This is a genomic window from Variovorax glacialis, assembly GCF_051216375.1.
Taxonomy (GTDB): Bacteria; Pseudomonadota; Gammaproteobacteria; order Burkholderiales; family Burkholderiaceae_C; genus Variovorax.
The window spans coordinates 455,809-481,935 of sequence record NZ_JBPJZT010000001.1 but is presented as its reverse complement, the minus strand read 5'-3'; the positions used below and the strand labels follow the sequence as shown (position 1 = coordinate 481,935).

The 26,127-nt window shown below is 65.4% G+C and carries 29 protein-coding genes; 20 read left to right on the top strand and 9 right to left on the bottom strand.

Going from position 1 to position 26,127, the window contains the following annotated elements; translation table 11 throughout:
• The first annotated feature begins 26 nt into the window (after positions 1 to 26).
• The 8 genes from ACSFBL_RS02425 (at position 27) to ACSFBL_RS02390 (ending at position 6,347) form a co-directional block, all read left to right on the top strand.
• Positions 27 to 632: a Dyp-type peroxidase gene (locus tag ACSFBL_RS02425; RefSeq protein ID WP_435514143.1), complete on the top strand. Its 606-nt coding sequence runs from the start codon at positions 27 to 29 to the stop codon at positions 630 to 632.
• Entirely contained in the window at positions 586 to 1,146 is a 561-nt protein-coding gene (locus tag ACSFBL_RS02420) for a hypothetical protein (protein WP_435514142.1), read from the top strand. Before ACSFBL_RS02425 ends, ACSFBL_RS02420 begins: the two co-directional genes overlap by 47 nt.
• Before the next feature lie 33 nt (positions 1,147 to 1,179).
• On the top strand, positions 1,180 to 2,187 hold the full coding sequence (locus tag ACSFBL_RS02415; RefSeq protein ID WP_435514141.1) for a catalase family peroxidase: 1,008 nt from the start codon (positions 1,180 to 1,182) through the stop codon (positions 2,185 to 2,187).
• A 154-nt stretch (positions 2,188 to 2,341) separates the two neighbouring features.
• The gene (locus ACSFBL_RS02410) at positions 2,342 to 2,959 is read left to right on the top strand and encodes a response regulator (protein ID WP_435514140.1); all 618 of its coding nucleotides are present in this window, start codon (positions 2,342 to 2,344) and stop codon (positions 2,957 to 2,959) included.
• A 119-nt stretch (positions 2,960 to 3,078) separates the two neighbouring features.
• The gene (locus ACSFBL_RS02405) at positions 3,079 to 4,284 is read left to right on the top strand and encodes a GAF domain-containing sensor histidine kinase (protein ID WP_435514139.1); all 1,206 of its coding nucleotides are present in this window, start codon (positions 3,079 to 3,081) and stop codon (positions 4,282 to 4,284) included.
• Positions 4,281 to 4,919, top strand: a complete 639-nt coding sequence (locus ACSFBL_RS02400) for a response regulator (protein ID WP_435514138.1) — start codon at positions 4,281 to 4,283, stop codon at positions 4,917 to 4,919. Before ACSFBL_RS02405 ends, ACSFBL_RS02400 begins: the two co-directional genes overlap by 4 nt.
• Positions 4,920 to 5,262: 343 nt before the next feature.
• The gene (locus tag ACSFBL_RS02395) at positions 5,263 to 6,093 is read left to right on the top strand and encodes an alpha/beta fold hydrolase (RefSeq protein WP_435514137.1); all 831 of its coding nucleotides are present in this window, start codon (positions 5,263 to 5,265) and stop codon (positions 6,091 to 6,093) included.
• A gap of 38 nt (positions 6,094 to 6,131) precedes the next feature.
• Positions 6,132 to 6,347, top strand: a complete 216-nt coding sequence (locus ACSFBL_RS02390; protein ID WP_435514136.1) for a hypothetical protein — start codon at positions 6,132 to 6,134, stop codon at positions 6,345 to 6,347.
• Between the two features lie 201 nt (positions 6,348 to 6,548).
• Here ACSFBL_RS02390 and ACSFBL_RS02385 read toward each other — a convergent pair whose 3' ends face one another.
• Both ACSFBL_RS02385 and ACSFBL_RS02380 read right to left on the bottom strand, forming a co-directional pair.
• On the bottom strand, positions 6,549 to 7,328 hold the full coding sequence (locus ACSFBL_RS02385; RefSeq protein WP_435514135.1) for an enoyl-CoA hydratase: 780 nt from the start codon (positions 7,326 to 7,328) through the stop codon (positions 6,549 to 6,551).
• Positions 7,329 to 7,367: 39 nt separating this feature from the next.
• On the bottom strand, positions 7,368 to 7,496 hold the full coding sequence (locus ACSFBL_RS02380) for a hypothetical protein (protein WP_435514134.1): 129 nt from the start codon (positions 7,494 to 7,496) through the stop codon (positions 7,368 to 7,370).
• Between the two features lie 277 nt (positions 7,497 to 7,773).
• On the opposite strand from ACSFBL_RS02380, the gene ACSFBL_RS02375 reads away from it, so the two are divergent.
• The gene (locus ACSFBL_RS02375) at positions 7,774 to 8,181 is read left to right on the top strand and encodes a hypothetical protein (RefSeq protein ID WP_435514133.1); all 408 of its coding nucleotides are present in this window, start codon (positions 7,774 to 7,776) and stop codon (positions 8,179 to 8,181) included.
• Positions 8,182 to 8,208: 27 nt separating this feature from the next.
• On the opposite strand, the gene pstS is transcribed toward ACSFBL_RS02375, so the two are convergent.
• Positions 8,209 to 9,288 carry a phosphate ABC transporter substrate-binding protein PstS gene (pstS, locus tag ACSFBL_RS02370; RefSeq protein ID WP_435514132.1) on the bottom strand — a complete coding sequence of 360 codons (1,080 nt, stop codon included), beginning with the start codon at positions 9,286 to 9,288 and terminating at the stop codon, positions 8,209 to 8,211.
• Positions 9,289 to 9,514: 226 nt separating this feature from the next.
• Between pstS and ACSFBL_RS02365 the strand changes: the two genes are divergently transcribed.
• A complete protein-coding gene (locus ACSFBL_RS02365; protein WP_435514131.1) occupies positions 9,515 to 9,964 on the top strand; it encodes a hypothetical protein in 450 nt (149 codons plus the stop codon).
• A 19-nt stretch (positions 9,965 to 9,983) separates the two neighbouring features.
• Here the strand turns inward: ACSFBL_RS02365 and ACSFBL_RS02360 are convergent, their stop codons facing one another.
• Both ACSFBL_RS02360 and ACSFBL_RS02355 read right to left on the bottom strand, forming a co-directional pair.
• Positions 9,984 to 10,784, bottom strand: a complete 801-nt coding sequence (locus ACSFBL_RS02360; RefSeq protein WP_435514130.1) for a DUF3616 domain-containing protein — start codon at positions 10,782 to 10,784, stop codon at positions 9,984 to 9,986.
• 168 nt (positions 10,785 to 10,952) lie between these two features.
• Positions 10,953 to 12,146 (bottom strand): ABC transporter substrate-binding protein, encoded by a 1,194-nt coding sequence (locus ACSFBL_RS02355; protein ID WP_435514518.1) that lies wholly within the window; start codon positions 12,144 to 12,146, stop codon positions 10,953 to 10,955.
• Between the two features lie 323 nt (positions 12,147 to 12,469).
• On the opposite strand from ACSFBL_RS02355, the gene ACSFBL_RS02350 reads away from it, so the two are divergent.
• Complete coding sequence (locus tag ACSFBL_RS02350; RefSeq protein WP_435514129.1) at positions 12,470 to 13,714, top strand: L-dopachrome tautomerase-related protein; 1,245 nt, start codon at positions 12,470 to 12,472, stop codon at positions 13,712 to 13,714.
• Positions 13,715 to 13,766: 52 nt separating this feature from the next.
• Positions 13,767 to 14,660, top strand: coding sequence for a LysR family transcriptional regulator (locus ACSFBL_RS02345; RefSeq protein ID WP_435514128.1), 894 nt, complete (start codon positions 13,767 to 13,769; stop codon positions 14,658 to 14,660).
• On the opposite strand, the gene ACSFBL_RS02340 is transcribed toward ACSFBL_RS02345, so the two are convergent.
• Positions 14,655 to 14,915 carry an ATP-binding protein gene (locus ACSFBL_RS02340; RefSeq protein ID WP_435514127.1) on the bottom strand — a complete coding sequence of 87 codons (261 nt, stop codon included), beginning with the start codon at positions 14,913 to 14,915 and terminating at the stop codon, positions 14,655 to 14,657. The two genes, ACSFBL_RS02345 and ACSFBL_RS02340, sit on opposite strands and share 6 nt — an antisense overlap.
• An 82-nt stretch (positions 14,916 to 14,997) precedes the next feature.
• On the opposite strand from ACSFBL_RS02340, the gene ACSFBL_RS02335 reads away from it, so the two are divergent.
• The 4 genes from ACSFBL_RS02335 (at position 14,998) to ACSFBL_RS02320 (ending at position 19,856) form a co-directional block, all read left to right on the top strand.
• Positions 14,998 to 15,708 (top strand): YebC/PmpR family DNA-binding transcriptional regulator, encoded by a 711-nt coding sequence (locus ACSFBL_RS02335; RefSeq protein WP_435514126.1) that lies wholly within the window; start codon positions 14,998 to 15,000, stop codon positions 15,706 to 15,708.
• A gap of 60 nt (positions 15,709 to 15,768) precedes the next feature.
• Positions 15,769 to 17,370 (top strand): flavin-containing monooxygenase, encoded by a 1,602-nt coding sequence (locus ACSFBL_RS02330; RefSeq protein WP_435514125.1) that lies wholly within the window; start codon positions 15,769 to 15,771, stop codon positions 17,368 to 17,370.
• A 188-nt stretch (positions 17,371 to 17,558) separates the two neighbouring features.
• Entirely contained in the window at positions 17,559 to 18,365 is an 807-nt protein-coding gene (locus tag ACSFBL_RS02325) for a transporter substrate-binding domain-containing protein (RefSeq protein ID WP_435514124.1), read from the top strand.
• A 114-nt stretch (positions 18,366 to 18,479) separates the two neighbouring features.
• Entirely contained in the window at positions 18,480 to 19,856 is a 1,377-nt protein-coding gene (locus ACSFBL_RS02320) for an amidase (protein WP_435514123.1), read from the top strand.
• Positions 19,857 to 19,883: 27 nt separating this feature from the next.
• On the opposite strand, the gene ACSFBL_RS02315 is transcribed toward ACSFBL_RS02320, so the two are convergent.
• Entirely contained in the window at positions 19,884 to 20,486 is a 603-nt protein-coding gene (locus ACSFBL_RS02315; protein WP_435514122.1) for a DUF4148 domain-containing protein, read from the bottom strand.
• A gap of 165 nt (positions 20,487 to 20,651) precedes the next feature.
• Here ACSFBL_RS02315 and ACSFBL_RS02310 point away from each other — a divergent pair, with 165 nt between their 5' ends.
• Both ACSFBL_RS02310 and ACSFBL_RS02305 read left to right on the top strand, forming a co-directional pair.
• The gene (locus ACSFBL_RS02310) at positions 20,652 to 21,227 is read left to right on the top strand and encodes a sigma-70 family RNA polymerase sigma factor (RefSeq protein ID WP_435514121.1); all 576 of its coding nucleotides are present in this window, start codon (positions 20,652 to 20,654) and stop codon (positions 21,225 to 21,227) included.
• Complete coding sequence (locus ACSFBL_RS02305) at positions 21,214 to 21,903, top strand: anti-sigma factor family protein (RefSeq protein WP_435514120.1); 690 nt, start codon at positions 21,214 to 21,216, stop codon at positions 21,901 to 21,903. The genes ACSFBL_RS02310 and ACSFBL_RS02305 overlap by 14 nt, the downstream gene beginning before the upstream one ends.
• A gap of 5 nt (positions 21,904 to 21,908) precedes the next feature.
• Here ACSFBL_RS02305 and ACSFBL_RS02300 read toward each other — a convergent pair whose 3' ends face one another.
• Complete coding sequence (locus tag ACSFBL_RS02300; protein ID WP_435514119.1) at positions 21,909 to 22,643, bottom strand: hypothetical protein; 735 nt, start codon at positions 22,641 to 22,643, stop codon at positions 21,909 to 21,911.
• Positions 22,644 to 22,827: 184 nt separating this feature from the next.
• Here ACSFBL_RS02300 and ACSFBL_RS02295 point away from each other — a divergent pair, with 184 nt between their 5' ends.
• Positions 22,828 to 23,769 carry a metallophosphoesterase family protein gene (locus tag ACSFBL_RS02295; RefSeq protein WP_435514118.1) on the top strand — a complete coding sequence of 314 codons (942 nt, stop codon included), beginning with the start codon at positions 22,828 to 22,830 and terminating at the stop codon, positions 23,767 to 23,769.
• 43 nt (positions 23,770 to 23,812) lie between these two features.
• Positions 23,813 to 24,166 carry a plastocyanin/azurin family copper-binding protein gene (locus tag ACSFBL_RS02290; protein WP_435514117.1) on the top strand — a complete coding sequence of 118 codons (354 nt, stop codon included), beginning with the start codon at positions 23,813 to 23,815 and terminating at the stop codon, positions 24,164 to 24,166.
• Positions 24,167 to 24,222: 56 nt separating this feature from the next.
• On the opposite strand, the gene ACSFBL_RS02285 is transcribed toward ACSFBL_RS02290, so the two are convergent.
• Positions 24,223 to 26,004: an adenylate/guanylate cyclase domain-containing protein gene (locus ACSFBL_RS02285; RefSeq protein ID WP_435514116.1), complete on the bottom strand. Its 1,782-nt coding sequence runs from the start codon at positions 26,002 to 26,004 to the stop codon at positions 24,223 to 24,225.
• Positions 26,005 to 26,127: the final 123 nt, after the last annotated feature.

Genomic DNA, 26,127 nt, shown 5'->3' with positions numbered 1-26,127 from the left:
ACGCAGCGTCGGCCGAAGAACAGGAGTTGATCGCCGCGAAGATGGTCGGCAGATGGCGTAGCGGTGCACCGCTGGTTCTCGCCCCCGAGCGTGACGATGCCGTGCTGGGCGCAGATGCGCAGCGCAATGACGTCTTCGGCTATGCGGATGACATGCAGGGATTGAAGTGTCCCTTCAGTTCGCACATTCGGCGAGTGAATCCTCGCGATGCTCTGAAGGACGAGGTCGCCGCTGTGAATCTGCATCACTTTCTGCGACGAGGCACGAACTACGGTCCTGCACTGCCGGAAGGCGTCCTGGAGGATGACGGCGCGGATCGCGGCGGGGTTTTCCTGTTGATCGGCGCACACCTGAAGCGGCAGTTCGAGTTCGTTCAGTCGCAATGGATGACCGACGGCAACTTCATCGGGCACGCAGGGGAGCAGGACCCGATAGTGGGCAATGGCGGAGGTCCAGGAACTTTCACCATCCCCAAACGTCCCGTCCGCCGCCGCCTTCAAGGACTGCCGCAGTTCGTTGCCGTCCGCGGAGGCGAATACTGCTTCATGCCTGGCCTGCGTGCCTTGAAGTGGTTGGCCGGCCTGCATGCCGAAGCGCCATCTCTTCAAGACTCAATGGCAACCAACGGATAGGCCCGAATTTTTCACCCCTAACGGAGCAACCATGACTCACACAACGACAGTATCCCCAGCTCGGCCCGGCGCAACGGCCGGACAAGCGCAAGAGTTCACGATGATCAGCAAGCTCAAGCCAGGTGGCGCGGAACGGATGCGCAAGCTCTTCGCCGATGGATTCACGGGCGAGCGCCAGAAGAACACGGATCGCATCGGTACGGTACACGACCTGCGCTTCGTCATCTTTGACAATGACACCCGGGTTTTCTTCGCCTCGACCTTTGACGGGAGTTGGGACTCTTACATGGACGATTTCGGCACCATCATTCCGGACGAAATCGACCTGCTCTTTCATGAATGCGTCGACTATCCGGGCATCCACAGCCCGCGCTTCAAGGACTGGGCCATGAGCGTGCAAATCACCGCAGCGGGCTTCTACAGCGCGTATCCGGAGGCGCCCGTTCGGGAGGTGTGGAAGGCGTTGAAGGCCAAGAAGGCCTTCGATGCCCTGCTGGACTCGGCTGCCAGCTAGGCAGTCCCAATCGAATCGAGCAAGGGGCGAACCATGGATCACTACGAAAACCACGGCCAGTACCACCTGGCCGCGAAGCTGGTGGGAATGATCCACCGGGACTTTCAGGGGTTTCATCCCGGCTATCGGGATGTACACGCCTCGGGTCGCTACTACGCAGGCATGTTCAAGGCGACGCCTGAGGCGGGAGAACTCAGCCGAGCCGTACACCTGCAGGGTGATTCCGTGCCCGTGACAGTGCGCTATTCGAACAGCCGCTCGGGGAATCCCTGGGGGCCCGCCACCACGGCCTCCATGGCGGTACGGTTCTATCTTGCCGATGGCACGACGACGGATCTGGTCTCCCTGCCGATCCCGCTGTTCTTTGCGCGGACGCCCGAGGAAACCCTCGAGTTTCTCGAGGCCGTGCAACCGGACCCCGAAACCGGCGAGCCCGATCCCAACCGGGTCGGACCGTTCCTGGCCGCCCGACCATGGGTCGCGCGTGCGGTGCGGCTCGCCAAAGGCCTGCCGGCATCCGTCAGCCTTGCCCAGACAGCGTTTCACATGCTTCACGCCTTCCGCTTCGTCAACGCAGCGGGCGAGGCGCAATACGCGCGCTATCACTGGGAGCCCGATGCTGGCGTGGCTGGTCAGTCGTTGGACGACCTACAAAGGCAACCGCCGTCCTATCTCTTCGAGGAACTCGAGGCGCGGCTGCGCAAGGCGCCGGTGACCTTCAATCTTGTTCTGCAGCTTGCCGGTGCGGGTGACCCCACGAACGACCCGAATGCACTGTGGCCCGAGGATCGCGCCCGCGTACGCATCGGACAGCTCCAGATCGTTCGCACGACGACCGTCGAAGAGATCGGCGATCCGGTGATGATGCACGATCCGACCCGGCTGACCGACGGTATCGAGCCGTCCGACGACCCGGTGCTGGCCGCGCGCCGCGGCGTGTACGAGGTCTCGGTCGCAAACCGCACGGGCGGCTGGAAGGGGCGGCTGGCCGCTCTGGAGCGCGCAGGTCGTCCCTTTGCACCAACACCGTCTGATGATTGAGCCCACCAACGCGAGGCGATCTCTCAGGGCCGGTGAGCGCGGGATGTTGTCGGAATCCTTGGCGGCCCGTCGACGGCCCCCTTCTTAAGGCCTGCCAGCGCCTCCTCCTGAGAACGGTTGGCGTGCAGGGTGCGTTTGACTATCTTTGCCTGCCATGAACGTTCCAACCCGAATCCTGCTCGCCGATGACCATTCGATCATTCGCACAGGGTTGCGCGCGTTGCTGTCATCGCAGGCCGAGCTCGCCGTTGTGGGAGAAGCATCTGACGGGCACGAAGCGATCGCGTTGTGGCAGGAGACCCGACCCGACGTCGGATTGTTCGACATCCGGATGCCTGTTCTGGATGGCGTCGAAGCGCTGCGAAGGATCCAAGAACAGCATCCGCAGGCCGCCGTCATCATGCTCACGACTCTGGCCCGCGCAGGCGATGTCGAACGCGCGTTCGGCGCCGGGGCGCGTGGCTATCTCGTCAAGGACGCCGCCATGTCGGAGATCGTCGCCTGCATCCACTCGATACGGTCCGGAGACGCGCGGGAATTCGGTCGCATGGCGAGCCGTCTGTCGAATCGGGACACGGCAAACCCACTGACGCCCCGTGAAACCGAAGTGCTCGAGGGCATCGCTCTCGGAAGAAGCAATCGGTCCGTTGCCGAGGCGCTCGGCATTGGCGAGGGTACGGTGAAGACGCACCTCAAGCGGGTCTACGGGAAGCTGTATGCACGCAACCGTACCGAGGCGATCGTGGTGGCACACAGGAAGGGTTTGCTGTAGCCGCGCGTCGGAGCATTGTTGGCAGGCCTGAAAAAGCGTTCTGCAGCTTTGCCTCTCGCGCCGCGGGAAGTCCGCGCCTAGACTGCCCTTCGTCCCCACTTATGGCGGAGCGCAGGCAGATGAAGCACATCGGACTCGACCGCAATCCAGCAACCAGCTTCGAGTTGGTCCACGATGCGTTGCGCGCATCGAGCGACCGGCTCGAATCCGAAGGCGTCGACCGCTTCCTGGAAACGATCGTCCGGCATGCCGTCGAGATCGGCGGCGCCTCGGCAGGATGGCTCGCCATGCGGTCGGCCGATGAGACGCAGCTCGAGGTCGCCGGTCTGCTGAAGCGCATACAGCGCGGAGCCCTCGTTCCCGTCCCGTCGGCCGACCGGGTCATTCCGCTGTCCGGCTTCGTGAGTGAAGTCTGGGAGGCCAGCAAGAAGGCCGGCGACTTTCACTGGCAACTGCTCGACGAGCGCCGATCTCCGGTGGCGATGCGGGGCTGGTACGAGCGCCGGCGCTACCGGGAGGCGCTGCTGGTGCCGATCCGGCTCGGCGGCACGACCTTCGGGCATCTCCCGCTGATCTTCGGCCCGCAGGGCAGGCCCTCGCAGGCGCGGCTGCACGCTGTGCGCGTGCTTGCCCAGCAGGCGGCTGTGGCGATCAGGATGCGGCACCTGGGCGACAGCGCCAGCGAAGCCGCGAGCCGGTCGGCCATCGAGGCGGAACGCTCGCGCATGGCCGGCGAGATCCACGACGGTCTGGCGCAGGCCTTTCTCGCCGTCGTCGTGCAGGCGCGCGTCGCGCGGCTCGGTGGCCGACAGCACAAGCAGCGCCTGCTGCAGTCGCTCGAGGAGATCGAGTCCCTGGCTGCCGGGGGACTGGAGGAGGCGCGCCGCTCGGTGTTCGCGCTTCGCTCGATCTTCGTGGAAAGCGAAGGCCTCGTGCCCGCCCTGGAGCGGCTGGTCGGCAGCCTGTCGATGGCCAGACGCACCCGGTTCGTCCTGGTCAACCGCGCCGATGCGCCCGAGCTCTTGCCAGCGGTGGAGGACTGCGCCTTCCGCATCGTCCAGGAGGCGACGCAGAACGCGCTCAAGCATGCCGAAGCCGGACTCGTGACCGTGCAGCTGGAACGTGACGGTGGCTGGCTGCGGGTGCGCGTCGAGGATGACGGTGACGGCGTTGCCAGGGACCTGATCCAGGGTGCCCGCGAGCGCGGCGGGCTCCGTGCGATGCGCGAGCGCGCGGAAGGCTGCGGCGGCAACTTCGCAGTCGAGGCGTGTTCGCCGCGAGGAACGCGCATCGACGTCCTCCTGCCCTTGAGGGACCCGGTATGAACGAACGAACCCACGATCCGGTGCGTGTGATCCTGGCTGACGATCACGCGATCTTCCGTCACGGCGTTCGGACGCTGCTCGAACACTGGGGGCCCATTGCCGTCGTCGCGGAGTGCGGTGACGGACAGAGCGCAGTGGACGCCTACGTCGCGCTGCGGCCGAACGTGCTGCTGCTCGACCTGCGGATGCCGCAACTCGATGGCCTGGAAGTCGTGCGGCGTGTGATGGCGTTCGACCGCACCGCGCGCATCCTGATCATGACCACCTACAGCACCGAGCAGGACATCGGGCACGCGCTGCGCGCCGGGGCCAAGGGCTACCTGCTCAAGGACGCCGCGGCGGAAGAAGTGGGCCGCGCGATCCTGCGCGTGGCCGAGGGCGGGATGTCCATCGCGCCGGACATCGCCGCGCAGTACGTGCAGATCACGACGCGGGCGGCACTGTCGCCCCGGGAGTCGCAGATCCTGCGCATGGTTGGCGCGGGCAAGCCCAACAAGGAGATCGCGCGCGACCTGTCATTGGAGCTCAGCACGGTCAAGGGGCACGTGAGGTCGGTGCTCGACAAGCTGGGTGTGCGCAACAGGACCGAGGCGCTTGCCGAGGCCACCCGGCGCGGCATCGTGCCTCGACACTGAGCGCGCCGTCCCGTGGGACTCGGGCGTCCCTTCGTTCGGGAGATGCTGGGCCCGAAGCCTGGGGCACTACGACCGGAGGACGCAGGCGCCCTCCCAATGGGAGACGAAGCGAAGGCCGTGAAGACCTACATTGACTACGTCCGTCACTGCTGCCGCACTACCCACGAAAGGTCTTGACCTCATGAACCCCGAGTCCACGTCGACGCACATCCTGGCTGAGATCACACGACGACAGTTGCTGGTGATGGGCGCGGGCGCAGCAGCGTCAGCGGCTTTGCCCTTCGCAGCTTCTGCTGCATCCTCCGCGCGCACCAGCGCAGAAACCCCGCAAGGAAACCCACCCATGAGCTATGTCACCACCAAGGACGGTGTCCAGATCTTCTACAAGGACTGGGGCCCCGCCAATGCGACTCCCATCGTCTTCTCGCACGGATGGCCCCTGAGCTCCGACGACTGGGACGCGCAGATGATGTTCTTCCTCTCCAAGGGCTATCGCGTCGTTGCGCACGACCGTCGCGGGCATGGCCGCTCGGCGCAAGTCTGGAGCGGGCACGACATGGACCACTACGCCGACGACCTCGCCGCTGTCGTGATGCACCTCGACCTCAAGGGCGCCATCCACGTGGGCCATTCCACCGGCGGCGGCGAGGTCGTACGTTATCTGGCGCGCCACGGCGAGAAGCGGGCCTCGAAGGCCTGCCTCATCGCAGCGGTGCCGCCGCTCATGGTCAAGTCCCCGTCGAATCCAGGTGGTCTGCCGAAGGACGTGTTCGATGGCCTGCAGCTGCAGACGGCCACGAACCGGGCGCAGTTCTTCCGCGATCTCCCGGCGGGTCCGTTCTACGGCTTCAATCGGCCGGGCGTGAAAGCTCAGGAGGGCATCATCCAGAACTGGTGGCGTCAAGGGATGATGGGCAGTGCCAAGGCGCACTATGACGGCATCGTTGCGTTCTCGCAGACCGACTTTACCGACGACCTGAAGAAGATTGGCCTGCCTGTGCTGGTGATGCATGGCGACGATGACCAGATCGTTCCCTATGGGGACTCGGGGCCGCTGTCTGCCAATCTGCTGAAGAACGGCACGCTCAAGACCTACAAGGGCTTCCCGCATGGCATGCCGACGACGCAGGCGGAGGTCATCAATGCGGACTTGCTGGCCTTCGTCCGGGCTTGACGGCGGTGAATCGATCTCGGCACTGGACGGAATCGATCGTGAACACACCGCTCGCAGCCTACGCACAGCGCATGGACGAGCGCCCCAGCTTCGAAGCGTTCTCGATTGCGGCTTTCGCGCTGACCTTCGGCTTCGCTTGCGTCGCAACCTTCGTCCTGGTGGCCCTGGGGACGGGCGCTGAACCAGTCGATTGCTGCCACGTGGACGAGATCGCAAACCAGGTCCTGGAGGCGCTACGAAGTCTGCGACCCTGACCGCTCGCAGACTCGCACACCGTGGCCAAGGACGACGCCGCGGTCGCCTCTCGCTGCCAGCCGCGTTCAGCCGGGCCGCGAGGCCCTGCGAGTCGGCCTGCCGGGCTTCAGCGGCTACGGCCGGACGCCGAGTATTGAAGGAATTATCCGATCAGGCCTTGCCACGGTCTGGTCGACGACGGTGAAGGCGAAGCCGTAACGCTACCCTGCGATCTTCGAGAAATCGGGTGGCCGCTTCTGCGCAAATGCGGCGAACGCTTCGCGCGCTTCGGGGCTCTGGAGGCGCTTGGTGAACTGAGCGGTCTCGAGGTCCATCTGCGCTGCGGTCTCTTGTCTTGCATGGCGCATCAGATTCTTCGTCGCCCTCAGTGATCCCGAAGCCTGCCTGGCGAGAGCCGTTGCAACTTGTCGGGCCTCGTCATGAAGTGACCCTGTGGGTACGACTTGATTCGCAATGCCCCAGGCCAATGCTTGCTCGGCGGAAATCGGCTTCCCCAACGCAAACATCTGGAAAGCGCGAACGTGCCCGATGCGCGCCGGAAGGAGCAGGCTCGACGCAGCCTCCGGCACAAGGGCTAGGTTGACAAAGGGCGTGGACAACAGCGCATCCTCCGCGAGCAGTACGAAATCGCAGTGGAGCAGCATGGTCGTCCCGATGCCCACGGCTCTTCCGTTGACCGCGGCCACCAACGGCAGCGCAGCGCCGGCCAGGGCGTGAAGGAAACGGACGACGGGGCGCTCTTCCTCGCCCGCCTCGCCGGTTGCCGCTGCGGCGAATTCGCCCAGATCGTTTCCGGCAGTGAACATGGCGCCTTCGCCTCGAATCAATATGACTCGGACGGAAGGGTCGTCTTCGGCACCCGCAATGGCATCGGCCATGGCTCCGTACATCGCGTTGGTGATTGCATTCATCTTCTCGGGCCGCGCCAGAGTGATGGTCAGGATGCCTTGAGCGGATTCGACGGTGACGTGATCAGTCATGTATTTCCTCTGGGTTTCGTGCCCTGTCGGGGCGATCGGCTAGCCGAACAGCAACGCAGCGCCAAAAGCGATACCGGCCATCGAAAAAGTCGCCAGCAGACACGGGAGGATGAAGAGCGCGGCTCCGAAGTCTCCGTGATGCGCTTCGATGAATTTCCATAGTCTCATTGCCGTCTCCTTGGTGGTTTCGTGGTTGCCTTGGAATCGTCAAGGTCACTTTAGGCTGGGCCAGTTCAGCTATCCAGAGGGCGCTCTGAAATTGACTTTTGGTCGGAGAGGAACAATGACGACTCGATTCGCGAAGCGAAGACGATGGTGTGCGACCGGCTATTCCAAAAACGTGAAAGCCGAATTGAGGCGAAGCGGCTTTTTCGTTCCGGGGGCGCCACCTACAGTGAGTTCGTCGTCTGCAAGACCCAACCCACTACCAGTCCGAGGAACCACCATGCATCCACTCCGCAAACTCCGCGAAGCCGGCAGTTCTACAGCCGCACAAGTGGCCACGCTGCTTGCCGAAAACGTCGTGTTCAACAGCCCGATCCTGGCCAGGTCGATCGAAGGGCGGGAACCTGTCTCGGCGATCTTTGCCCAGTCGAGCTCTACGCGTGGCAGCGGCAGCTACACCGCCGAGTTCAAGGTCGATGAGCGAACCACTTTCTTGCGCTGGGAGGGGACCATCGAGGGCCGCAAGCTCGAGAGTCTGGAGGTCATCGTGGACAACGCGCAGGGGCTGATCGTGGAGCGCACGATTTCCATGCGGCCGTATCCGGCGGTGAAGCTGTTCCGCGACGCCATGTATGCGTCGCTCAAGGACAAGCTGCCGGCGGATGTCTGGGACTACGCAACGGCGTAGGCCCAGGCGCCGCGCCAGACGGGAGTCCTATCGCGTCGCCACGGACGCACCGGAATCCGTCCTGCCAAGCACAGGCACCATCCGACCGTCGGCTGCGCGGAAGTTCGTCAACAGGCCGACGATTCTTGCTTGAGTCAGTATCGGCAGCGGCGCAAACCCGGTTCCGGCGACGGCCTTGTCGCCCAGCAGGAAAGAGCGATAGAAAAAGTTGAGTGTGCGGCCAGCGCGCTCTACGGAAGCAGGTGCGCGCGGGACGACGACGTAGGTCGCCGTCACGATGGGCCAGACACCGGCACCATCGAGGTCGAGCAATGGTGCGGCCTCGAGACTCGTCTTGAACAGCGCCCCGGCCCGGCTCGCGGCGGCGAACCCTTCGATCGTCGGCGCGACCCATTCGCCGCGCTTGTTGCGGAGGCTCGCCGCGACCAGGCGTTCGCGGAAGACAAAGTCCGACGAGATGTAGCCGATGGCCCCCGCGGTCGATTTGACGGTCTGCGCGACCTTGCCCGATCCGTCCACCGCGATCGTCGCACCTGGCCACTTGGCAAGATTCCCCTGGCTTTCGATGGACGCGGCAGCCGACGGCGCCGCCTGTTTGAGGTAGCGCACGAACACCTCCGTCGTGCCCGATCCATCAGAGCGCACGACGCGCGAGATTCGGATGTCTGGGAGCGAGATCCCTGGATTCAGCGCAGCAATCGCCTTGTCGTTCCAGCGCGGGATTTCACCCGCAAAGATTGCCGCGAGGAGGTCTGCACTGAGCCGCAACGAGCCCGACGTCACCCCGGGCAAATTCAAGACTGGCACCACGCCGCCCACCAGCGTGGGGAATTGGAAGAGTTGGTTCTTTTCGAGATCGGGCGCGCTCATCGGGACATCGGTCGCACCAAAATCCACCGAGCGCGAGACGATCTGCTTCACGCCGGCCGAGGATCCGCTAGGCACGTAGGTGACGGCAACGCCCGTTTCATGCGAATACTGTTGTGCCCACTCTGCGTACACCTGCGCCGGGAAGGTTGCCCCCGTTCCAGACACCGACACGGCATCGGCCAGTGCAGCGTGGGGCAGACAGAGCAGCGAAATGAGAAAGGCTGAAAGGCGATACATGGGAATGGGGCGACATTGCAAATGTAAGTAATTATGTCGGAACGGGAAACGCGCGCACCGGCTCGCAACCGATGAAACGAGCGCCTGAGCGGGCGATCGGTCCCGGACCGTCTCTGTCATCCCCCGGAAATGCCCCGCGGGTAGCCTACCTTGCATCGCCGCCGTCCACCCCAGCGTTCCTTCGCGAAGTCGATGGCGGACCCCTGACCCATTCACAAGGAATCGCATGAAAGTCGTACCCATCAGCAGGATCCTCGCAACGACCGCTGCCGCATGGATGCTCGCAGGCGCCGCTGTCGCTCAGTCGCCGGCTGGCAGAAGCCGTGCGGATGTCGAGGCGGAAGCCATCGCCGCAGCCCGTGCGCCGGACCAGAACGTGACGCGCGGATCGCGCGGCGCCGAGCCCTTCACGTCAGTGGCAGATCCTGCCAAGGTGCAGAAGGACGCCGTCGACACCGCCCACGCACCCAATCAGAACGTGACGCGCGGCTCGCGAGGCGCAGACCCTTTCACGTCGACGGCCGATGCCGCGGCGATGCGCGCCCAGGCCGAAGCCACGGCTGCCGCGCCGGACCAGAACGTGACGAGCGGCTCGCGCGTCAACAGCAAGGTCATCTCCACGATGCCCAATCCGGTGCAAATGCGCGCCGAGGCCAATCGGCCGACGCCGAACTGAGGCGAGCGCGCCCCGGCAGTCAGGGCGCGGTTCGCAGTTGATCGGGGTCCAGCAGGATGTAGCTGGCGGGGCGTCCGGACTTCCGGTCTCCGTCGTCACACACTAGGACGATGCGTTCCACCCCGTCGATGAGCGCCGGGCTGGCGCCCTCCGCGCGACCCAGATTCAAGAGACCGGGAACCGTGACACGCCGCGCTGGAGCGCCTCGCGATCCATTCCAGCGCCAGAGGCCGAACGGACCTGCTCCGCGTGACACCGGGCCGCCAATGAGCAGGTATTCGCCGATCGACGGAACGTAGGCCATCCCGCGGATGCCTTGGCCATCCAGGTCCAGTTCATCGAGATCGGCAGCGATCCGAGGTGCCTCGTCCGCTTCGAAGATGGCGGAGGGAGTCTCGACGCTCGCGATGAGCGCGCGGCCGTCGCGCAACGGGCTGCGAAAACCGATCAGCAGTCGCTGCGGGTCAGGGCTGATCTCCAACGCTTCGATATTGAGCCCGCCATCGGCCTTGACATCCCGGACCTCGGCGGCTGAAGCCAGCACGGGGTGCTGCGCTGTCAGTGCATCCTTCAAGCTCTCGACGACTTTGGGGTCCACGACCCGATTCCCGTCGACGCGGAAGCGAACCAGGCGCTCGCGGGATTTCTTCTCGTCACCGTCGTCGTCCCGGGAATGCGACGTGATGGCGTAGACGAAACCAGCCGGGTCGAGCGCAAGCCCTTCGAGGTCGTCCAGCTTCCAGAAGTCGCTGAAGAATTGAAGCAGTCCAGGGGTCAGGCTGGTGCTTTCGACATGCCCATCCGCACCGATCGTGACCACGCTGAACGGATGGTCCTTCTCGTCCTCGACGACCAGAAAGCGCCCGTCAGGCAACTGCTGGATGGCAGACGGCTCATAGAGGCCGGTGAGGGTCCGGAACGCGGGGGGGTCCTCATGCGACATGAAGGCATTGTCTTCCTACTTTCGCGAAAGCCTTCACTTTCTCGCCTACTTCTTCGCCTGCACGACCGACGCCCTCTTCTGGTCTTCGGGATAGGCGTAGACAACGCGCCCGCCCTTGACCTCGCCGAAAACGGCGATGCTTGCCGTGATGGCTTCATGGTCGCTCCTGGAGAACGGCTTCACGTAGGTCATGACGACTCCCTCGACGGGCGTCTTGAGGTCCTCGAGCGCGGCCTTGATCTTCGGCCCCTCGATGCCGCCGGCCTGGTTGATCGCGGCAGCCAGCAAGTAGATCGAGTCGTACCCCTGCGCGGCCGACACCGGCGAATCGATGCGGTCGTTCTTCGGCTTGTAAGTCTTCAAGTAACTGGCGATGAAGGCTTCGCGCTTCGGGTTCGTCGATTCCTGGATGAAAGTCTGGGGCATGCGCGCGCCTTCTCCGTTGGGTCCCGCGTTGTCGATGTAATTCGCCATCGAGAGGCTCCAGCTGCCGATCATCGGCACCTTCCAGCCGAGCTTGGCCATGCCGTTGGCGATCTGCGCCAGCTCGGGCCCGATTCCGTAGGTCAAGACCACCTCTGCGCCGGCCTCCCTGGCCTTGAGCAGTTGCGGCATCATGTCCACGTCCTTGATGTTGAACTTCTCGGCCGCCACCGGCGTGATGCCCTTGGCCTTCAGCGCCTTTTCCAGGTCCTCCCGGCCCAGCTGGCCGTAGTTGGTCGAATCGGCGAGGATGGCGACCTTTCGGAAGCCTCGGCGCGTGACGGCCTCCTCGACGATCATGGGCGCCTGGATGCTGTCGTGCGCCGCGTTGCGAAACACATAGTTCTCGGGTTCGGTGTTGAACTGGTGCGTGATCAGCGAACCGGTCGCGACGTTGTTCATCACCGGGATCTTCGCTTCCTGGTAGAAGCGCTGCGACGCCAGTGCAACACCTGTGTTGACGTAGCCGACCGCGGCGACGACCTTCTCCTTGTTGATCATCTCCTGCGCGATCTGCACGCCGCGCTCGTTCTTCGCTTCATCGTCGCGCTCGACCGCGATGAGCGGGCGCCCGAGCACGCCGCCGCTCTTGTTGATCTCATCGATCGCGAGGCGCACGCCATCGCGCATGCTGACACCCATCGACGACGATCCGCCAGTGAACGGCCCGCACACCGCGATCTTGATCGAATCTGCCGCCCGCGCACTTGGGCTGCCGGCGAGCAAGGCGACGCTCGCGGACAGCGCGCAGCACATCGTCGAAGCGGCCTGCAGCCGCCGAAGGATGATCGTCATATCCGTCTCCGTTCATGATCACTGGGAATTCATCGGGATCGTGTTCGGTGCCTGAGGATCGGGCAAGCCCGCCGAGGCGAAAACACCTTCCGGAAATTCTTGAAGCCGCCATCGATACGCGTTCGCCGCGCCGCTCCGGCTGGCCAGCTTCAACGATTTCCAACAACTGTTTTCTCGACATCGACATTGCGATGTTCAGTGTCCGGAGCCAACATTTCGTCGGACCTGATCGGTTCAGGCGCCCGGCGCAAGCCGACATCACAACGACGGAGACAACGATGCCCATGACAACGCCTCTCGGATCTGTGACTGCCATCGCGTTCACGCTGGCGATAACTGCGCCGTTCATGACGTACGGCGCCGACAACCAGGACAGTGCGTCGGGCCAGGGAAGCCTGGAGGTCTATGCGGAACTGAGCCAGTCGGGGATTGCCGCCATCACGCAGATGAAGAGCGGCCAACTGATCATCGGATACCACCCCTTCTATCTGACGCCGACTTCGGTGCAGGTCGCGACGCTGAATGCCGATCGCAAGTCGAGCATGCCCTATCCGCCTGCAGGCTCCGGGCTGCTGCAGAGTTGCCGGAATCCCGACGGTAGCTTCCTGCCACCGGTCAATGGCCGATACGATTTCTGTATCGACTGGGTCCTCGGATTCCATGCGGATGCGAACGGAATCCTGTGGATCCTCGATTCCGCGAAATCGACCGACCGGGCGGATCCGGCGCACCCGAGGCCGCCCGCGCTGCACGCCAAGTACGTGGGCTGGGATACGAAGTCGAACACGCTGCACAAGGTGATCGATCTCGACGCAGTGACCATTCCGCAATCCCAGCACAATGACTTCGTGATCGATCCGAGACACGGCGTGCTGGTCGATGCGGACGAGGCCATCGGCGAGGCTTCGAACGGCGTGGGCAGCAAGGCCGCCCTGGTCGTCAGCGACATCGCGACTGGAAAGAGCCGCCGGCTGCTGCAAGGCGATCCGCACATGACACCGAACGCGGATCCGATCCGATGGAGGGCGCAGGCGGGCCAATCCGCAGCATCCTGGGGCCTGCGGGTGGGCGTCGACGGCATTGCCCTGGACCACGGCCAGGAGTGGCTGTACTTCGCACCGCTCAGCGGCTATGAGATGTACAGGGTGCGCATGACCGATCTGCTCGACACGAGCCTCAGCGATGCGCAGTTGTCCGCCAGGATCGAGTTCTATGCGAACAAGCCCTACAACGGCGGACTGACCATCGACGCAAGGAACAATCTCTATCTGACCGAGATCGGCAACCACGCGATCGGCATCATCCCGCCGGACACACGGGAATATCGCCGCTACGTTTCAGACCCGAACATGATCTGGCCGGATGGCGTCACGTATATCTCGGACGGCTTCATGTACTCGGGGGCAGCCCAGTTGATACAGACCGGCGCGTTCCAGAGCAACGCGACGCCGACCGGCAAGTCGAACAATGGACCTCCCTACCGGATCTATCGGTTCCGTCCGGAGGCGCCGGGGACGCCGGGCTCCTGAGCCCTCATGGAGTGGGGCGGTTGCTGCGGAGCGTGCCCATAATTGATGGATCATGCACCTCGATGATCTCAGGCTGTTCCTTCGTGTCGCACACGCACAGTCCTTGAGTGAGGCCGCCCGGCAACTGGATCAGTCGCCTTCCTCGGTCAGTGCAAGGCTCAAGCGGATCGAAGAGGAACTCGGCGTGCGCCTCGTCGAACGCACGACCCGCGCCCTGCACCTGACCCCGGAGGGAGCGCGTTTCCTGCAGACCTGCGAGACGATGAATTCGGCCTGGACGCAGGGCCAAAGCCTTCTTCGCCAGGATGTTCGCGCGGTCGAAGGCCGCATTCATATTGCAGCGCCCACGGACACCAGCGCCCAGTTTCTTGCAGTGTGGATCGGCGACTACACGAAGATGCATCCGCGGCTGGAGGTGACCCTGCGGGTCGGCGACCGGATGCACGATCTGCCGCGTGAAGCGGTGGACATCGCGATCAGGTACGGTGAGTTGAGTGACTCGTCGATGGTCGGCCGCCTGCTGGTTCGGTCGCACCGCGTTCTCGTCGCCTCGCCCGAGTACCTGGAGCGGTCAGCGCCGCTGCGATGCCCGGCTGATCTTTCAAACCATCGCTGCCTTGCATGGCTGTCGCGCGATCAGCCCAAGGTTCAATGGAGCTTCGTTTCACCGGAAGGCGCGGGCGAGACCATCGTCGTCAAGCCGGCCCTGTGTGCAGATTCCCTTGTGGTGCGCCAGTGGGCCGTGCGAGGCGAAGGCGTCGCCTACAAAGCCAGCGTCGATGTTGCGGCCGACCTTCGGGAAGGACGGTTGGTTCGCTTGCTGGGGAACTATGAGGGCGAGGCGGTGCCGATCAGTGCGGTCATGCCGAGCGGGCGCCACGTGCCGACCCGTGTTCGCGCAATGGTCGACCACCTCGCGCGGCGGTTTGCCGCGCTGTCTTCATGACCCGACCCTGCGCATCGAGATGGCATGAAAGGGGCACTTCACGGCGCAGTCGCTGCAGCCCGTGCAACGATCCGCGTCGCCAAAGGTCGAGTACTTCTTCCAGTTGACCACTTCGAGGCTGAGCAGATGCAGGTCGCACGCGGCGACGCACCAGCCGCAGCCGGTGCAACGCGCAGCGTCGACGTCGGGCCGCCAACCGGGTCGGGTTGGGCGGCCGTCCGTCGTCGGGGCGTCGGTCGGGGGGCTGGGCTTCATGGCCTTCGATGGTAGTGCGGTCTTCCGACGTGCGGCAGAATCCCTCACCCGCGGCAAAGCCGAGACTCAAGGAACATCACACATGGGCGCGCAATGGAAAGCCAAGCACAAGGACCTGGCGGCCAACGCCAAGGGGCGCTTGTTCGGCAAGCTCGCGAAGGAAATCATGATCGCCGCGCGCAGCGGGGCCGATCCGGCATCGAACGCGCGGCTGCGGTTGGTGGTCGAGCAGGCGCGCAAGGTCTCGATGCCCAAGGACACGCTGGAGCGGGCCATCAAGAAGGGCGCCGGCCTGACCGGCGAGTCGGTGCACTTCGACCACGTGGTCTACGAGGGCTTCGCGCCGCACCGGGTGCCGGTGATGGTCGAGTGCCTGACCGACAACGTGAACCGCACCGCGCCGGAGATGCGGGTGCTGTTCCGCAAGGGGCAACTCGGCGCCTCAGGGTCGGTCGCGTGGGATTTCGACCACCTCGGCATGATCGAAGCCGAAGCGCAGCAAGCGGGGGCTGATCCCGAACTGGCCGCCATCGAGGCCGGCGCGCAGGATTTCGAGCGCGGCGACGAGGGCGTCACGGTCTTCCTGACCGACCCGACCGATCTCGATCTGGTCAGCCGCGCGCTGCCGACGCAGGGCTTTTCCGTGCTGTCGGCGAAGCTCGGCTACAAGGCCAAGAACCCGATCGATCCGGCCAGCCTGAGCGCCGAGGCATTGGAGGAGGTCGAGACCTTCCTGGCCGCCATCGATGCGAACGACGACGTGCAGAACGTGTTCGTGGGGCTCGCCGGGTAGCGCCCGCGTTTGCACCGGGCCTGCGATGCGCGATGCCATCTGGCAGACGACCTGACGGCGATGTCCATTGACCTGTTGATCGTCGGGGCCGGCTTCAGCGGTCTGTACATGCTGCACAAGGCGCGCACGATGGGCCTGTCGGCGCTGGTCCTCGAAGCCGCCCCCAGCGTGGGCGGCACGTGGTATGCCAATCGCTATCCGGGCGCTCGCGTGGACATCCAGAGCCTGGAGTACTCCTTCTCGTTCAGCGAGGCCCTGCAGCAGGAATGGCCCTGGACCGAACGCTATGCCGGGCAGCCCGAACTGCTGCGCTACGCCAACCACGTGGCTGATCGCTTCGAGCTGCGCCGGGACATCCACCTGAACACGCGCATGACATCGGCCTGCTTCGACGACGTCGCGCAGCGCTGGCAAGTCGGCAGCATCCGCGCGGACGGCGAGCCGCAAACCTGGCAGGCGCGTTTCGTCGTGCTGGCCAGCGGGCCGCTGTCGACCCCGTACACGCCGGACTTTCCGGGCCTGGAGACCTTCGCGGGCTTGGTGCTGCACACGGCGGCTTGGCCTCACGTGCCGGTCGATTTCAGCGGCCGTCATGTCGGCGTCATCGGCACCGGGTCGTCGGCGGTCCAGGTGATCCCCCGCGTGGCGGAGCAGGCGGCATCGGTGACCGTGTTCCAGCGTACCGCCGCCTATGTGGTACCGGCACACAACGGCCCATTGGATCCGGCGCATGAGGCGCGTGTGAAGGCCGACTACCCGGGCTTCCGCGCCCGCAACCGGCAGATGCGCACCGGCTTCGGCTGCGAGCTGCCGCCCAATCCGGACTCGGCGCTGGCCGCGAGCCCCGAGGCGCGGGATGCCGCGTTCGAGGCTCGCTGGCGCGTCGGCGGGTTCGGGCTGCTCGGCGCATTCGGCGACTTGATGACGGACCTGCAGGCCAATGCGCTGGCGGCCGAGTTCGTGCGCGGCAAGATCCGCGAGACGGTCCACGACCCGGCGACAGCGGCGCTGCTTTCGCCGCAGCAGCCGATCGGCTGCAAGCGGCTGTGCGTGGCCGATGGCTATTACGAAACCTTCAACCGCTCGAACGTGCGCCTGGTGGACGTCAGCGATCGGCCGATCGAGGCCATCACGCCGGGCGGGTTGCGGGCCGGTGGACGCGAACACGCCTTCGACACGCTGGTGCTCGCAACCGGCTTCGACGCCGTGACCGGCCCGCTGATGCGGCTGGACCTGCGTGGCCGGGACGGCCTGCGCATCCAGGACAAGTGGCGCGACGGGCCGGTGAATTACCTGGGCTTGACGGTGGCCGGCTTCCCGAACCTGTTCAATATCGCCGGCGCGGGCAGCACCTCGGCCTTCACCAGCGTCATCGTCTCGATCGAGCACCATGTGGACTGGATCGCCGAGTGCATCGCCTGGATGGATGCACAGGGTCTTGCGACGATCGAGGCCACCGACGCTGCCGAGCGCGAATGGGTCGCACATGTCAACGCCATCGCCTCGCACACGGTGTTCCTGAGCTGCAACTCCTGGTACCTGGGCGCGAACATTCCGGGCAAGCCGCGCATGTTCATGCCGCTGGCCGGCGGCTTTCCCTCGTATGCGCAACGTTGCGCGGAGGTGGCTGCCCAAGGCTACGCGGGATTCGCGCTCGGGTGACAGGTGGGCGCAAGGCAGCAGTCCTCGCTCTTTACGGAAGCTCCGGCTGCACGATCACCGCAGCGACCGTCGAGCAGTTGCGCGATGCGCTTCGTCCTGTCAACCGGATGGCATCCAACTTGCATACATGCATGCCGGCGATCAGCCACCCATCCGTCCACGACAGCACACCTCACCCGAACAACCCGATGACTCTACCTTCCCGCTTCACGTCTCACTGGTCGATCGCCCTGTCGGTCGCATTTGTCGTGGCAGCTGCGCCCGGCCTTTCCGCGGCGCAGACGGCACTCGATGACGTCCTCAAGGCCAAGTCGATCCGTGTCGCCATCCCGACCGACTTCCCGCCCTATGGCTCGGTGGGCACCGATCTTGCGCCGCAAGGGCTCGACATCGACATGGCCCGCTATATCGCCGCCAAGCTCGGCGTGAAGGCCGAGCTGCTGCCGGTGACGACCGCCAACCGCATCGCCTACCTGCAGACCAAAAAGGCCGACCTTGTCATTTCGACGCTGGGCAAGAATCCCGAGCGCGAGAAGGTCATCGATTTCACGATCGCCTACTCGCCGTTCTTCATCGGCGTGTTCGGACCAAAGTCGATCACGCTCAAGACGCCGGCCGATCTCGCGGGCAAGTCGATCGCGGTCACGCGCGGCTCCGTCGACGACGCGGAGCTGACCAAGGTGGCGCCGCCCGCGACCGAGCTTCGCCGCTTCGAGGACAACAACACCACGATCTCCGCCTTCGTCGCCGGCCAGACCCAACTGGTCGCCACCAGCGCCCAGGTGGCCTCGGCCATGATGAGCAAGAACCCGCAGCTGGGCGCCGAATACAAGTTCGTGCTCAAGGATTCGCCGAACTTCGTCGGCGTCGCCAAGGGCGAGGACAAGCTGCGCACGCGCGTCAACGAGATCCTCGCGGAGGCCCGCAAGAACGGCGACCTGGACAAGCTTTCGGTCAAGTGGCTGGGTCGCCCCACCGGCGACCTGCCTCAGTGAGCGTCGTTCAGCGGCGCTTCGAAACGATGTCGGCATCGGTGCAAACGCTCCGATCGCTGCCGATGGCTGCCCCGCAACGGGTGACCTGGTCGCCGGCAATCGTGTGAGCCACCGATGAACAAACCGCTCTGGCAACTCACGGCGACACAGCTCGTGGCCGGCTTCCGTGACGCGTCGTTCACGCCCACCGATGCGCTGCAGGCGTGCCTGTCGCGCAGCGAACAGGTCAACCTGCGGCTGAACGCGCTCGTCGCACGCGACCTCGAAGGCGCGACGCACGCGGCCGCGCAGAGCAGTGCGCGATGGCGCACCGGCGATGCGCTCAGCGCACTGGACGGGGTGCCCGTCACCATCAAGGACAACCTGCAGGTGCGCGGCCTGCCGACCCATTGGGGCAGCCGCGCGCTGGCCGGCTTCATGGCGGAACGCGACGAGTTGCCGGTCGCTCGTTTGCGCGCGGCTGGCGCGGTGATCTTCGGCAAGACCAACGTGCCCGAGTTCACGATGCAGGGCTACACCGACAACCCCGTGTTCGGCCCCACGGGCAATCCGTGGAACCCGGCACTGACGCCGGGCGGCTCGTCGGGCGGAGCGGTGGCCCTGGTGGCCGCGGGCGGATGCCCGATCGCGCTCGGCACCGATGGCGGCGGCTCGATCCGCAGGCCGGCCTCTCACACCAACCTGGTCGGCTTCAAGCCGTCGCGTGGACGCGTGCCGCGTGGTGACGGGCTCCCGCCGATCTTTCTCGACTTTGAAGTGACTGGGCCGATTGCGCGCAGCGTGGCCGATGCAGCTGCGGTCATGCGGGTGATCGGTCGCGGCCCGGTGGAGGAGGGGAGTGCGCCCCGCGCGCGCATTCTCTTCATCCCGCGCTTCGCCCATCATCCGGTCGATCCGCAGATCGCGGCGTTGACCGAAGCGGCCGCGCGCAAGCTGGCCGCGATGGGTCACGAAGTCACGACGGCCCAGGACTTCGACATGGCCGAGCCGGTCAACAAGCGCTGGTCGCTGTTGGCGCAGGTGGGCCTGGCCTGGCTCGTTGCGCATCCTCGGGAACTGTCGGGCCGGCCCTTCGATGCCTCGTTGTTCGGCCCGGCCATGCAGGCGAATGCCGAAGCCGGTCGCAGGGCGTCGGCGGCGGATCTGTTCGACCTGCTGTTCGAAGCCGAGCGGCTGCGCGCCGGGCTGTCGGGCGTGTTCGAACGGTATGACTTCCTGTTGACGCCGGCGGCCGCCGCGCTGCCATGGCCGGCGAACGAGTCGCACCCGCCGCGCATCGACGGACACGATGTCGGACCGAGAGGCCATGCGGTGTTTGCGGGGTTCGCCAACGCCGCGGGCTTGCCTGCCATTGCGCTGCCCTGCGGCTTCGCAGGCGGAATGCCGGTCGGCATGCAACTGGTCGCGCGCGAGGGCGCGGATGACGCGTTGCTCGCGCTGGCCCACTCGATCGAACAAGCCCATCCCTGGCAGCGATTCCCCGATCTTTGACGGTTTGCGCGCCCGCGCTTTGCCACATCACTGCGCAGCGCGGCCTGCAGCCGAAGGCGCCTCGGCGGTCATCAGCCGGGGCGATCCGGCTTGTGCCGCCCGTGCCTTGGCGTAGTGCCGCGGGAGCTCTTCGTTGAGCCTCAGGCCGCTTTCATCGTTCGCGAGGATGTCGCCTGTACGGATTGCTTCGGCCAACTCGGACTTGACTTCGGCGCGTGACTTGCCTGCCGCTACGACCTGCGCCGGGAAGCGCTGCGGAAACTCCTCGTTGACCCTCAGGCCGCTCTCGTCACTGGCCATGATGTCGCCGGTCCGGATGGCGTTGGCGAGTTCCGTCCGGACCTCCGCGCGTGACTTGCCGAGCGCGACCACCGGCGCAGGGTAGCGCTGCGGGTTCAGTTCCCGGAGGGTCAAGCCGCTTTCGCCGGCGGCGAGCATGTTGCCGGTTCGCATGGCCTCGGCCAGTTCGGCCTTGACCTGCGCACGTGTCATGCCACCGTCGGCATGCGCGGCTGCACCGAGTGCGGCGAGAAGGAGCAAGGTGGACGTGGCGCGAGCGAAGTTCCAGCGGCGCGTCGTTTTTTGCGAGCTTCCCGTCTGGGGGGCGAGTGTGGGTTCGAATGTACGCATGTTGATCTCCTGGATTGAATGGCACCACCTGTGCCGCGGTTGAGCCTCTCGGCCTCGTGATGCATTACGGCGCCCGTTTTCTGAAAATTCCCAACCTTCAACATTTCACGTGGGGTCGTGCGGACTCGGGAATATTTCGGCAACGGTTTCCGTCATGCATGAACCGTGACCGACCGTACCCGCCAGTTCGAGGCTGCCACCTTGACGCACCTGCCCGCCGCCTACAACCTTGCGCGCTGGCTGTTGCGCGATGCGCAGCAGGCCGAAGACGCCGTGCAAGAGGCCTATCTGCGCGCCTTGCGCTTCTTCGACGACTTGCGTGGGGAAGATGCCCGACCGTGGCTGATGGGCATCGTGCGCAACGCCTGCTACGACAGCATGCGAGAGCGCCGCCGACTGGGCGATCAGGTCGAGTTCGACGAGACGCGCGACAGCGACATTGACGAATCGGCCACGAGTTCGTGGGCTGACCTCAGCGTCGATCCTGCCGTGCTGTGGGACCAGCACGCCCGCGGCAAGCGCGTGAATGCGGCGATCGAGGCGCTGGCGCCGGCCTTCCGCGAAGTGATCGTGCTGCGCGAATTGGAGGAAATGCCATACGAAGACATCGCGCGGGTCGCGGGCATCCCGATCGGTACCGTGATGTCGAGACTGTCGCGCGCCCGCGCACTGCTGCGCAAGGCGCTGTGTGCGGAGCACGGAACCCCGACCGCAGCGAGGAGACGCGATGCAATCGCCTGAAGACGACGCGCTCGGCACGCTGATCCGGCGCCAAGCCACGCGATATGCGCCGCCTGCCGGGCTCGCCGCGCGCATCCTGAACGATGTGCGGGCAGCGGCCTTGCCTGCGCCTGCGCCGAAGCCTTCTCCGGCTCTGCCGACGGCGGCACGCTGGCGTCGTTGGCTGGAGGCTGCGGCCGTCTACGGCGCCGGTGCCGCGACCGCCTGGGGCATTGCATTCAGCGTGCTCGTGGTGCCCGCGCAGCACGTGACGCGCGAAGCCGTGACGGACAGCCATGTGCGCTCGCTGATGGGGGCTCACCTGATGGACGTTGCCTCGACCGACCACCACACCGTCAAGCCATGGTTTGCAGGCAAGCTCGACTTCTCTCCGCCGGTCATCGACCTGGCGACCTCAGGCTTCCCACTGACCGGCGGACGGCTGGACTACCTGGACGGCCGCGCCGTCGCTGCGCTCGTCTACCAGGATGGGCCGCACGTCATCAACCTGTTCGTGTGGCCGGCGCCGGACGGCGGGTCGGCTGCGCCCGAATTGCTCGCGCGACAGGGCTACAACATCGTGCACTGGCGACAGGCCGGCATGCAGGCGTGGGCCGTGTCGGACATGAACGCTGCTGAGCTGCAAGCCTTTGCCGGACTGGTGCGCCAACACATGGCAGCGCCTGACGGCGGGTAGCCGCGTCATGGCGCCGCCGCATCGGACCTCTTCGCATCGCGCCATCGGCCCGCAATGAACGAGCCTGCAAGCAGCAACAGGTAGGTGCCCAGCAGCGCGTGACGCCATGACGCCAGCGCCGCCGCACGCGGGCGTGCCTCTGCCGCGTGGGTCGTGAGAAGGGTCTCGCGCGCTTCGACGCTGCGACTCATGCGCACGAAGCCCGTCGCCGAGAGCAGCGGCACCGCGATGAGAACCGCGGCCAGTGCGACGCGGGTGCGGCGCGACGCAACGCGATGACGCACCGAGATCCACAGGCCCAGGCAACCATGCACCCAGCCGGGCGCGAGCAGGGCGATCTGCCAACCCTGCGACCCGCCGTTGATCAGTCCGGCGATGATCTTTTCGTAGCTCGGCTGGAAGTCGTAGAAGGAGGTCGCCAGCCGCGTGTTCACGGCATGGCCGATCAGCAGCAAGGGAAGGCTGAAGCCCGACCAGAGACGCAGCCACTCCGTGGCCGGCAACTGCCAGTCGCGGCGCAGGTAGATCGTGCGCAGTGCGAGCGAGAAATGCAGCGCGAACGCCCCGTACAGCGCCACCGTGCCCGGCGCGCTTTGCCACAGCCGGATCGACAAGCGCAGCCCTGCTTCCGCGAGCGGCAAGGACACGATGCCCAGCATGTGATTGAACAGGTGCAGCGAGATGTAGCTCATGAGCACGAGTCCCGAAGCCAGGCGCAATTGACGGGCAGTGAAGGGCATATGAAAGTCCGGTTGTCGACACACACACAAAGCATTGACTCCGCTGGGCGAAAACTATTCCGTGCGCCGCTACCCGAGTGCGCGAGTGCGCATTGGCGGAACCTGCACATCGGCGGGAATAAATCCCCATCGACCTTCGTAATGCCTCCTGCAACGATCTTCAACCCTTCGACAGGAGCAGTTCATGAACACCCACGATCCGGGCCGACGTCGGGCCCTCGGTTGTCTATCCGCATGGGGCGGCGCCGCCGTCGTCTGGACGGTGAGCGGTGGAATACCGCGCGCGCTCGGCGCGACCGGTGGCGGCATGCCGCCCGGCACTTCGCACGATGCGCTCACCTTCGTACAGATCAGCGACACCCACATCGGGTTCCGCAAGGAGGCCAATCCCGATGTCGTAGGCAGCCTGCGGCACGCGATCGCCGACATCAATGCATTGCCTCGGGCTCCGGCATTCGTCGTGCACACGGGAGATGTCAGTCACTTGTCGAGGCCTGAAGAGTTCGGCACTGCCAAGGACATCCTCAAGGAGATTCGCGTCGACCGCGTTCATACCGTTCCGGGCGAGCACGACACGATCGACGATGGCGTCACCGGCTACCTGAAGTTCTTCGACCACGACGGCAAGGGGCGCGCCTGGTACAGCTTCGATCAGGGCGGCGTGCATTTCGTCGGACTGAACAACGTGCTGAATTTCAAGGCGGGCACGCTGGCCGCACTGGGCGACGAGCAACTCGCGTGGCTCAAGAGCGATCTCGCAGGCGTCTCGCGCTCCACGCCCATCGTCGTCATGGCGCACATCCCGCTCTGGACAGTGTGGGAGCCCTGGGGCTGGGGCACGGCCGATTCTGCCCAGGCGATGGCGCTGCTGCGCCCGTACGGCTCGGTCACCGTGCTCAACGGACACATCCACCAGGTGCTGCAGAAGGTCGAGGGCAGCGTTGCGCTTCACACAGCGATGTCGCTCGCCTACCCGTTGCCCACGCCGGGTCAGGCGGGGGTCGGCGAGCCCGGCCCCGTGAAAGTGCCCGCTGGTGAACTCGGCAAGTTGCTCGGCACGCGGCAAGTCAGCGTGGTGCGCGGCAAAACCGAGCTTGCCATGGTCGACCGGCCGCTCGAAGGCTGAATCCATCGCCACCTCACTTCAAACTCATTTCAAGGACGACGCCATGTTCCGTTCATTTCTCGCAAATCATCGAAGCGCGCTGTTTGTGTGGGCCACTTGCGTCGCGCTGGGCCCGTCGGTGGGCTTTGCCGCCGGCGCACCGACGACCGTCGACGTCAGCAAGTTCACCTTCGGACCCAAGGAGATCACGGTCGCGCCTGGATCCACGGTGCGCTGGATCAATCATGACGAAGTGCCACACACGGTTGCCAGCGTGCAGGGCCAGGAAAAGGTCATGGCCTCGAAAGCGATGGATACGGACGATCGGTACGACGTCACTTTTTCAAAGGAGGGCGACTACGCCTACTACTGCACCGTGCATCCGTTCATGACCGGCGTTGTCCATGTGCACAAGTAGATCGTCGATTCGACGCGGGCAAGGCAGCGGGCAATGATCGCCGCGCCCGAGATCCATCAACCTTTCCAGCCGGCTTTGCGCAAGCCCTCGAGCCAGTGCTGGAACACCGCTTCGTCGCGAATGGTCAGCACGGAACGCGCCGCCTGCTCGGAAGTGAAGCCCGGCATCCGCGCGAGGAACTGCTCGAGCGCCTCGCGCGCCTCGTCCAACCTTCCGAGTTGACCGAGCGCATTGGCAAGAGAGCGCCATCCGGCCGCATACCCCGGGCCGCGCTGCACGGCAAGGCTCGCGACCTCTGCTGCCTTCTCGTAGTTGCGCGCGAAGTAGTGACCCGTGGACAGAAACGAAAGCCAGGCGGGCATGACCACATCGTTCGGGCTGATGCGTATGGCGGTCTCGATGGCCTGGATGGCGGCCTGCGGCTCCCCAAGGCACAGGCGCGTGAAGCAGAGAGCGTGGTATCCGAAGGCAAGGCTCGGATTGAGTTCGATGGCCTTGCTGCACATGGCAAGCGCTTCGTCCGGCTTTCCGGTGACAGCGAGCACGAAGCCCAGGGCCGCGTACGCCATGGATTCGAGCGGATTCGCCGCGAGAGCGGCCCGGGCGCTCGTCATGGCGTCGGCAAGGGCGTCTTGCGGCTTCTCCGTCCAGAGGAAGAACGCCTCGCAGAGGCGCACCATGGCGATGCCGGCGTGCGGCACCGCCTGGGTCGCGTCGAGCTCCAGGGACCGGAGAAACAGCGGCACGGCAGCGGCGAAGTCCTCGCGGGTGAATCGCTGGAAGTGCCACCAGCCGCGGACGCCGGCGTCCCAGGCGTCCAGGTTACCCGGCGCCTTGCGGCGGGCGCGCTCGCCCTCCACTCGAATGGCCGTGATTTCGAGCGCGCCGACGATGCCTTCGGTCAGTTCGTCCTGGATGGCGAACAAGTCTTCCAGCACCCGGTCGTAGCGCTCGGCCCAGACCTGGTGCCCGGTTGTTGCGTCGATGAGCTGGCCCGTCACGCGCACCCGGTTGCCGGCCTTGCGAACACTGCCCTCGAGCACGTAGCGCGCGCCGAGCATGCGGCCGACCGCCTTCGCGTCGACGTTGCGCCCCCTGTAGGCGAAGCTCGAGTTGCGTGCGATCACCGGCAGCCACCGCTGCATCGCCAGCCGGGTCAGGATGTCCTCGGCCAGGCCGTCGGCAAAGTACGCCTGGTCGGGGTCGCCCGTCAGGTTGGCGAACGGCAGTACCGCGATGGCTGGCCGGCTGCCGAAGCCGGCCACCGGCTGGGAGACATCCACCCCGGTCGTTGACAACAGCGTATCGACCGCCGCCTTGACCGCAAACGCGCGCACGGGATCCGCGATGTTCTTGACCTGCTGGTCGCCCTGGTCCTTGAATTCGGCATTGACCTTGCCCTTGACCGCAATTCGAATCGATTCGGACACGGTCACGCCACCCGGTTCGGCCAGGCCCTCCAGCCGTGCCGCGATGTTGACGCCGTCGCCATACACCGTGCCGTCGGCCTTCTCAATCACATCGCCCAGATGCACCCCGATGCGAAAGCGCATGCGACTGGCTTCGGGCAAGCCGGCACCAAGCTTCCCGAGTTCCGCTTGAACGGCGAGCGCCGCGGAGACCGCTCCCGTGGCCGAGTCGAACACCGCCAGCACCGAGTCGCCCGCCATGTCGATCACCCGGCCGTGAGTCGACGCGATGTGCGCGCGAAACACCTTGCGCGCGGTATCCAGCGCAGCGACTGTCGCACGCTCATCCACCGACATCAGTCGCGAGTAGCCCGCGACGTCTGCCGCGAGAATCGCTGCAAGTCGTTGTTTGAGTTCGGGATCGTTCATGGCACTCGGCCCCTTCTCGAGGGTGCTCGACAAAGCATCGTACAGCGGCGGCCGGCACCGAAGCGGCCGTTGATCGAGTTGCTCGGCCAATCCAGCGTGCATCGGGAGGCACGAGGGGGCCCA

Excerpts from the sequence above, each read along its gene's own strand:
- ACSFBL_RS02345 (WP_435514128.1), top strand. The coding sequence starts at position 13,767 with ATGCACCTCGATGATCTCAGGCTGTTCCTTCGTGTCGCACACGCACAG.
- ACSFBL_RS02385 (WP_435514135.1), bottom strand. The coding sequence starts at position 7,328 with ATGACTGATCACGTCACCGTCGAATCCGCTCAAGGCATCCTGACCATC.
- ACSFBL_RS02300 (WP_435514119.1), bottom strand. The coding sequence starts at position 22,643 with ATGCCCTTCACTGCCCGTCAATTGCGCCTGGCTTCGGGACTCGTGCTC.
- ACSFBL_RS02305 (WP_435514120.1), top strand. The coding sequence starts at position 21,214 with ATGCAATCGCCTGAAGACGACGCGCTCGGCACGCTGATCCGGCGCCAA.
- ACSFBL_RS02380 (WP_435514134.1), bottom strand. The coding sequence starts at position 7,496 with ATGAGACTATGGAAATTCATCGAAGCGCATCACGGAGACTTCGGAGCC.
- ACSFBL_RS02420 (WP_435514142.1), top strand. The coding sequence starts at position 586 with ATGCCGAAGCGCCATCTCTTCAAGACTCAATGGCAACCAACGGATAGG.
- ACSFBL_RS02355 (WP_435514518.1), bottom strand. The coding sequence starts at position 12,146 with ATGTGCTGCGCGCTGTCCGCGAGCGTCGCCTTGCTCGCCGGCAGCCCA.
- ACSFBL_RS02330 (WP_435514125.1), top strand. The coding sequence starts at position 15,769 with ATGTCCATTGACCTGTTGATCGTCGGGGCCGGCTTCAGCGGTCTGTAC.
- ACSFBL_RS02290 (WP_435514117.1), top strand. The coding sequence starts at position 23,813 with ATGTTCCGTTCATTTCTCGCAAATCATCGAAGCGCGCTGTTTGTGTGG.
- ACSFBL_RS02405 (WP_435514139.1), top strand. The coding sequence starts at position 3,079 with ATGAAGCACATCGGACTCGACCGCAATCCAGCAACCAGCTTCGAGTTG.
- ACSFBL_RS02335 (WP_435514126.1), top strand. The coding sequence starts at position 14,998 with ATGGGCGCGCAATGGAAAGCCAAGCACAAGGACCTGGCGGCCAACGCC.
- ACSFBL_RS02410 (WP_435514140.1), top strand. The coding sequence starts at position 2,342 with ATGAACGTTCCAACCCGAATCCTGCTCGCCGATGACCATTCGATCATT.
- ACSFBL_RS02375 (WP_435514133.1), top strand. The coding sequence starts at position 7,774 with ATGCATCCACTCCGCAAACTCCGCGAAGCCGGCAGTTCTACAGCCGCA.
- ACSFBL_RS02340 (WP_435514127.1), bottom strand. The coding sequence starts at position 14,915 with ATGAAGCCCAGCCCCCCGACCGACGCCCCGACGACGGACGGCCGCCCA.
- pstS (WP_435514132.1), bottom strand. The coding sequence starts at position 9,288 with ATGTATCGCCTTTCAGCCTTTCTCATTTCGCTGCTCTGTCTGCCCCAC.
- ACSFBL_RS02365 (WP_435514131.1), top strand. The coding sequence starts at position 9,515 with ATGAAAGTCGTACCCATCAGCAGGATCCTCGCAACGACCGCTGCCGCA.
- ACSFBL_RS02295 (WP_435514118.1), top strand. The coding sequence starts at position 22,828 with ATGAACACCCACGATCCGGGCCGACGTCGGGCCCTCGGTTGTCTATCC.
- ACSFBL_RS02320 (WP_435514123.1), top strand. The coding sequence starts at position 18,480 with ATGAACAAACCGCTCTGGCAACTCACGGCGACACAGCTCGTGGCCGGC.
- ACSFBL_RS02285 (WP_435514116.1), bottom strand. The coding sequence starts at position 26,004 with ATGAACGATCCCGAACTCAAACAACGACTTGCAGCGATTCTCGCGGCA.
- ACSFBL_RS02400 (WP_435514138.1), top strand. The coding sequence starts at position 4,281 with ATGAACGAACGAACCCACGATCCGGTGCGTGTGATCCTGGCTGACGAT.
- ACSFBL_RS02315 (WP_435514122.1), bottom strand. The coding sequence starts at position 20,486 with ATGCGTACATTCGAACCCACACTCGCCCCCCAGACGGGAAGCTCGCAA.
- ACSFBL_RS02415 (WP_435514141.1), top strand. The coding sequence starts at position 1,180 with ATGGATCACTACGAAAACCACGGCCAGTACCACCTGGCCGCGAAGCTG.
- ACSFBL_RS02395 (WP_435514137.1), top strand. The coding sequence starts at position 5,263 with ATGAGCTATGTCACCACCAAGGACGGTGTCCAGATCTTCTACAAGGAC.
- ACSFBL_RS02350 (WP_435514129.1), top strand. The coding sequence starts at position 12,470 with ATGACAACGCCTCTCGGATCTGTGACTGCCATCGCGTTCACGCTGGCG.
- ACSFBL_RS02325 (WP_435514124.1), top strand. The coding sequence starts at position 17,559 with ATGACTCTACCTTCCCGCTTCACGTCTCACTGGTCGATCGCCCTGTCG.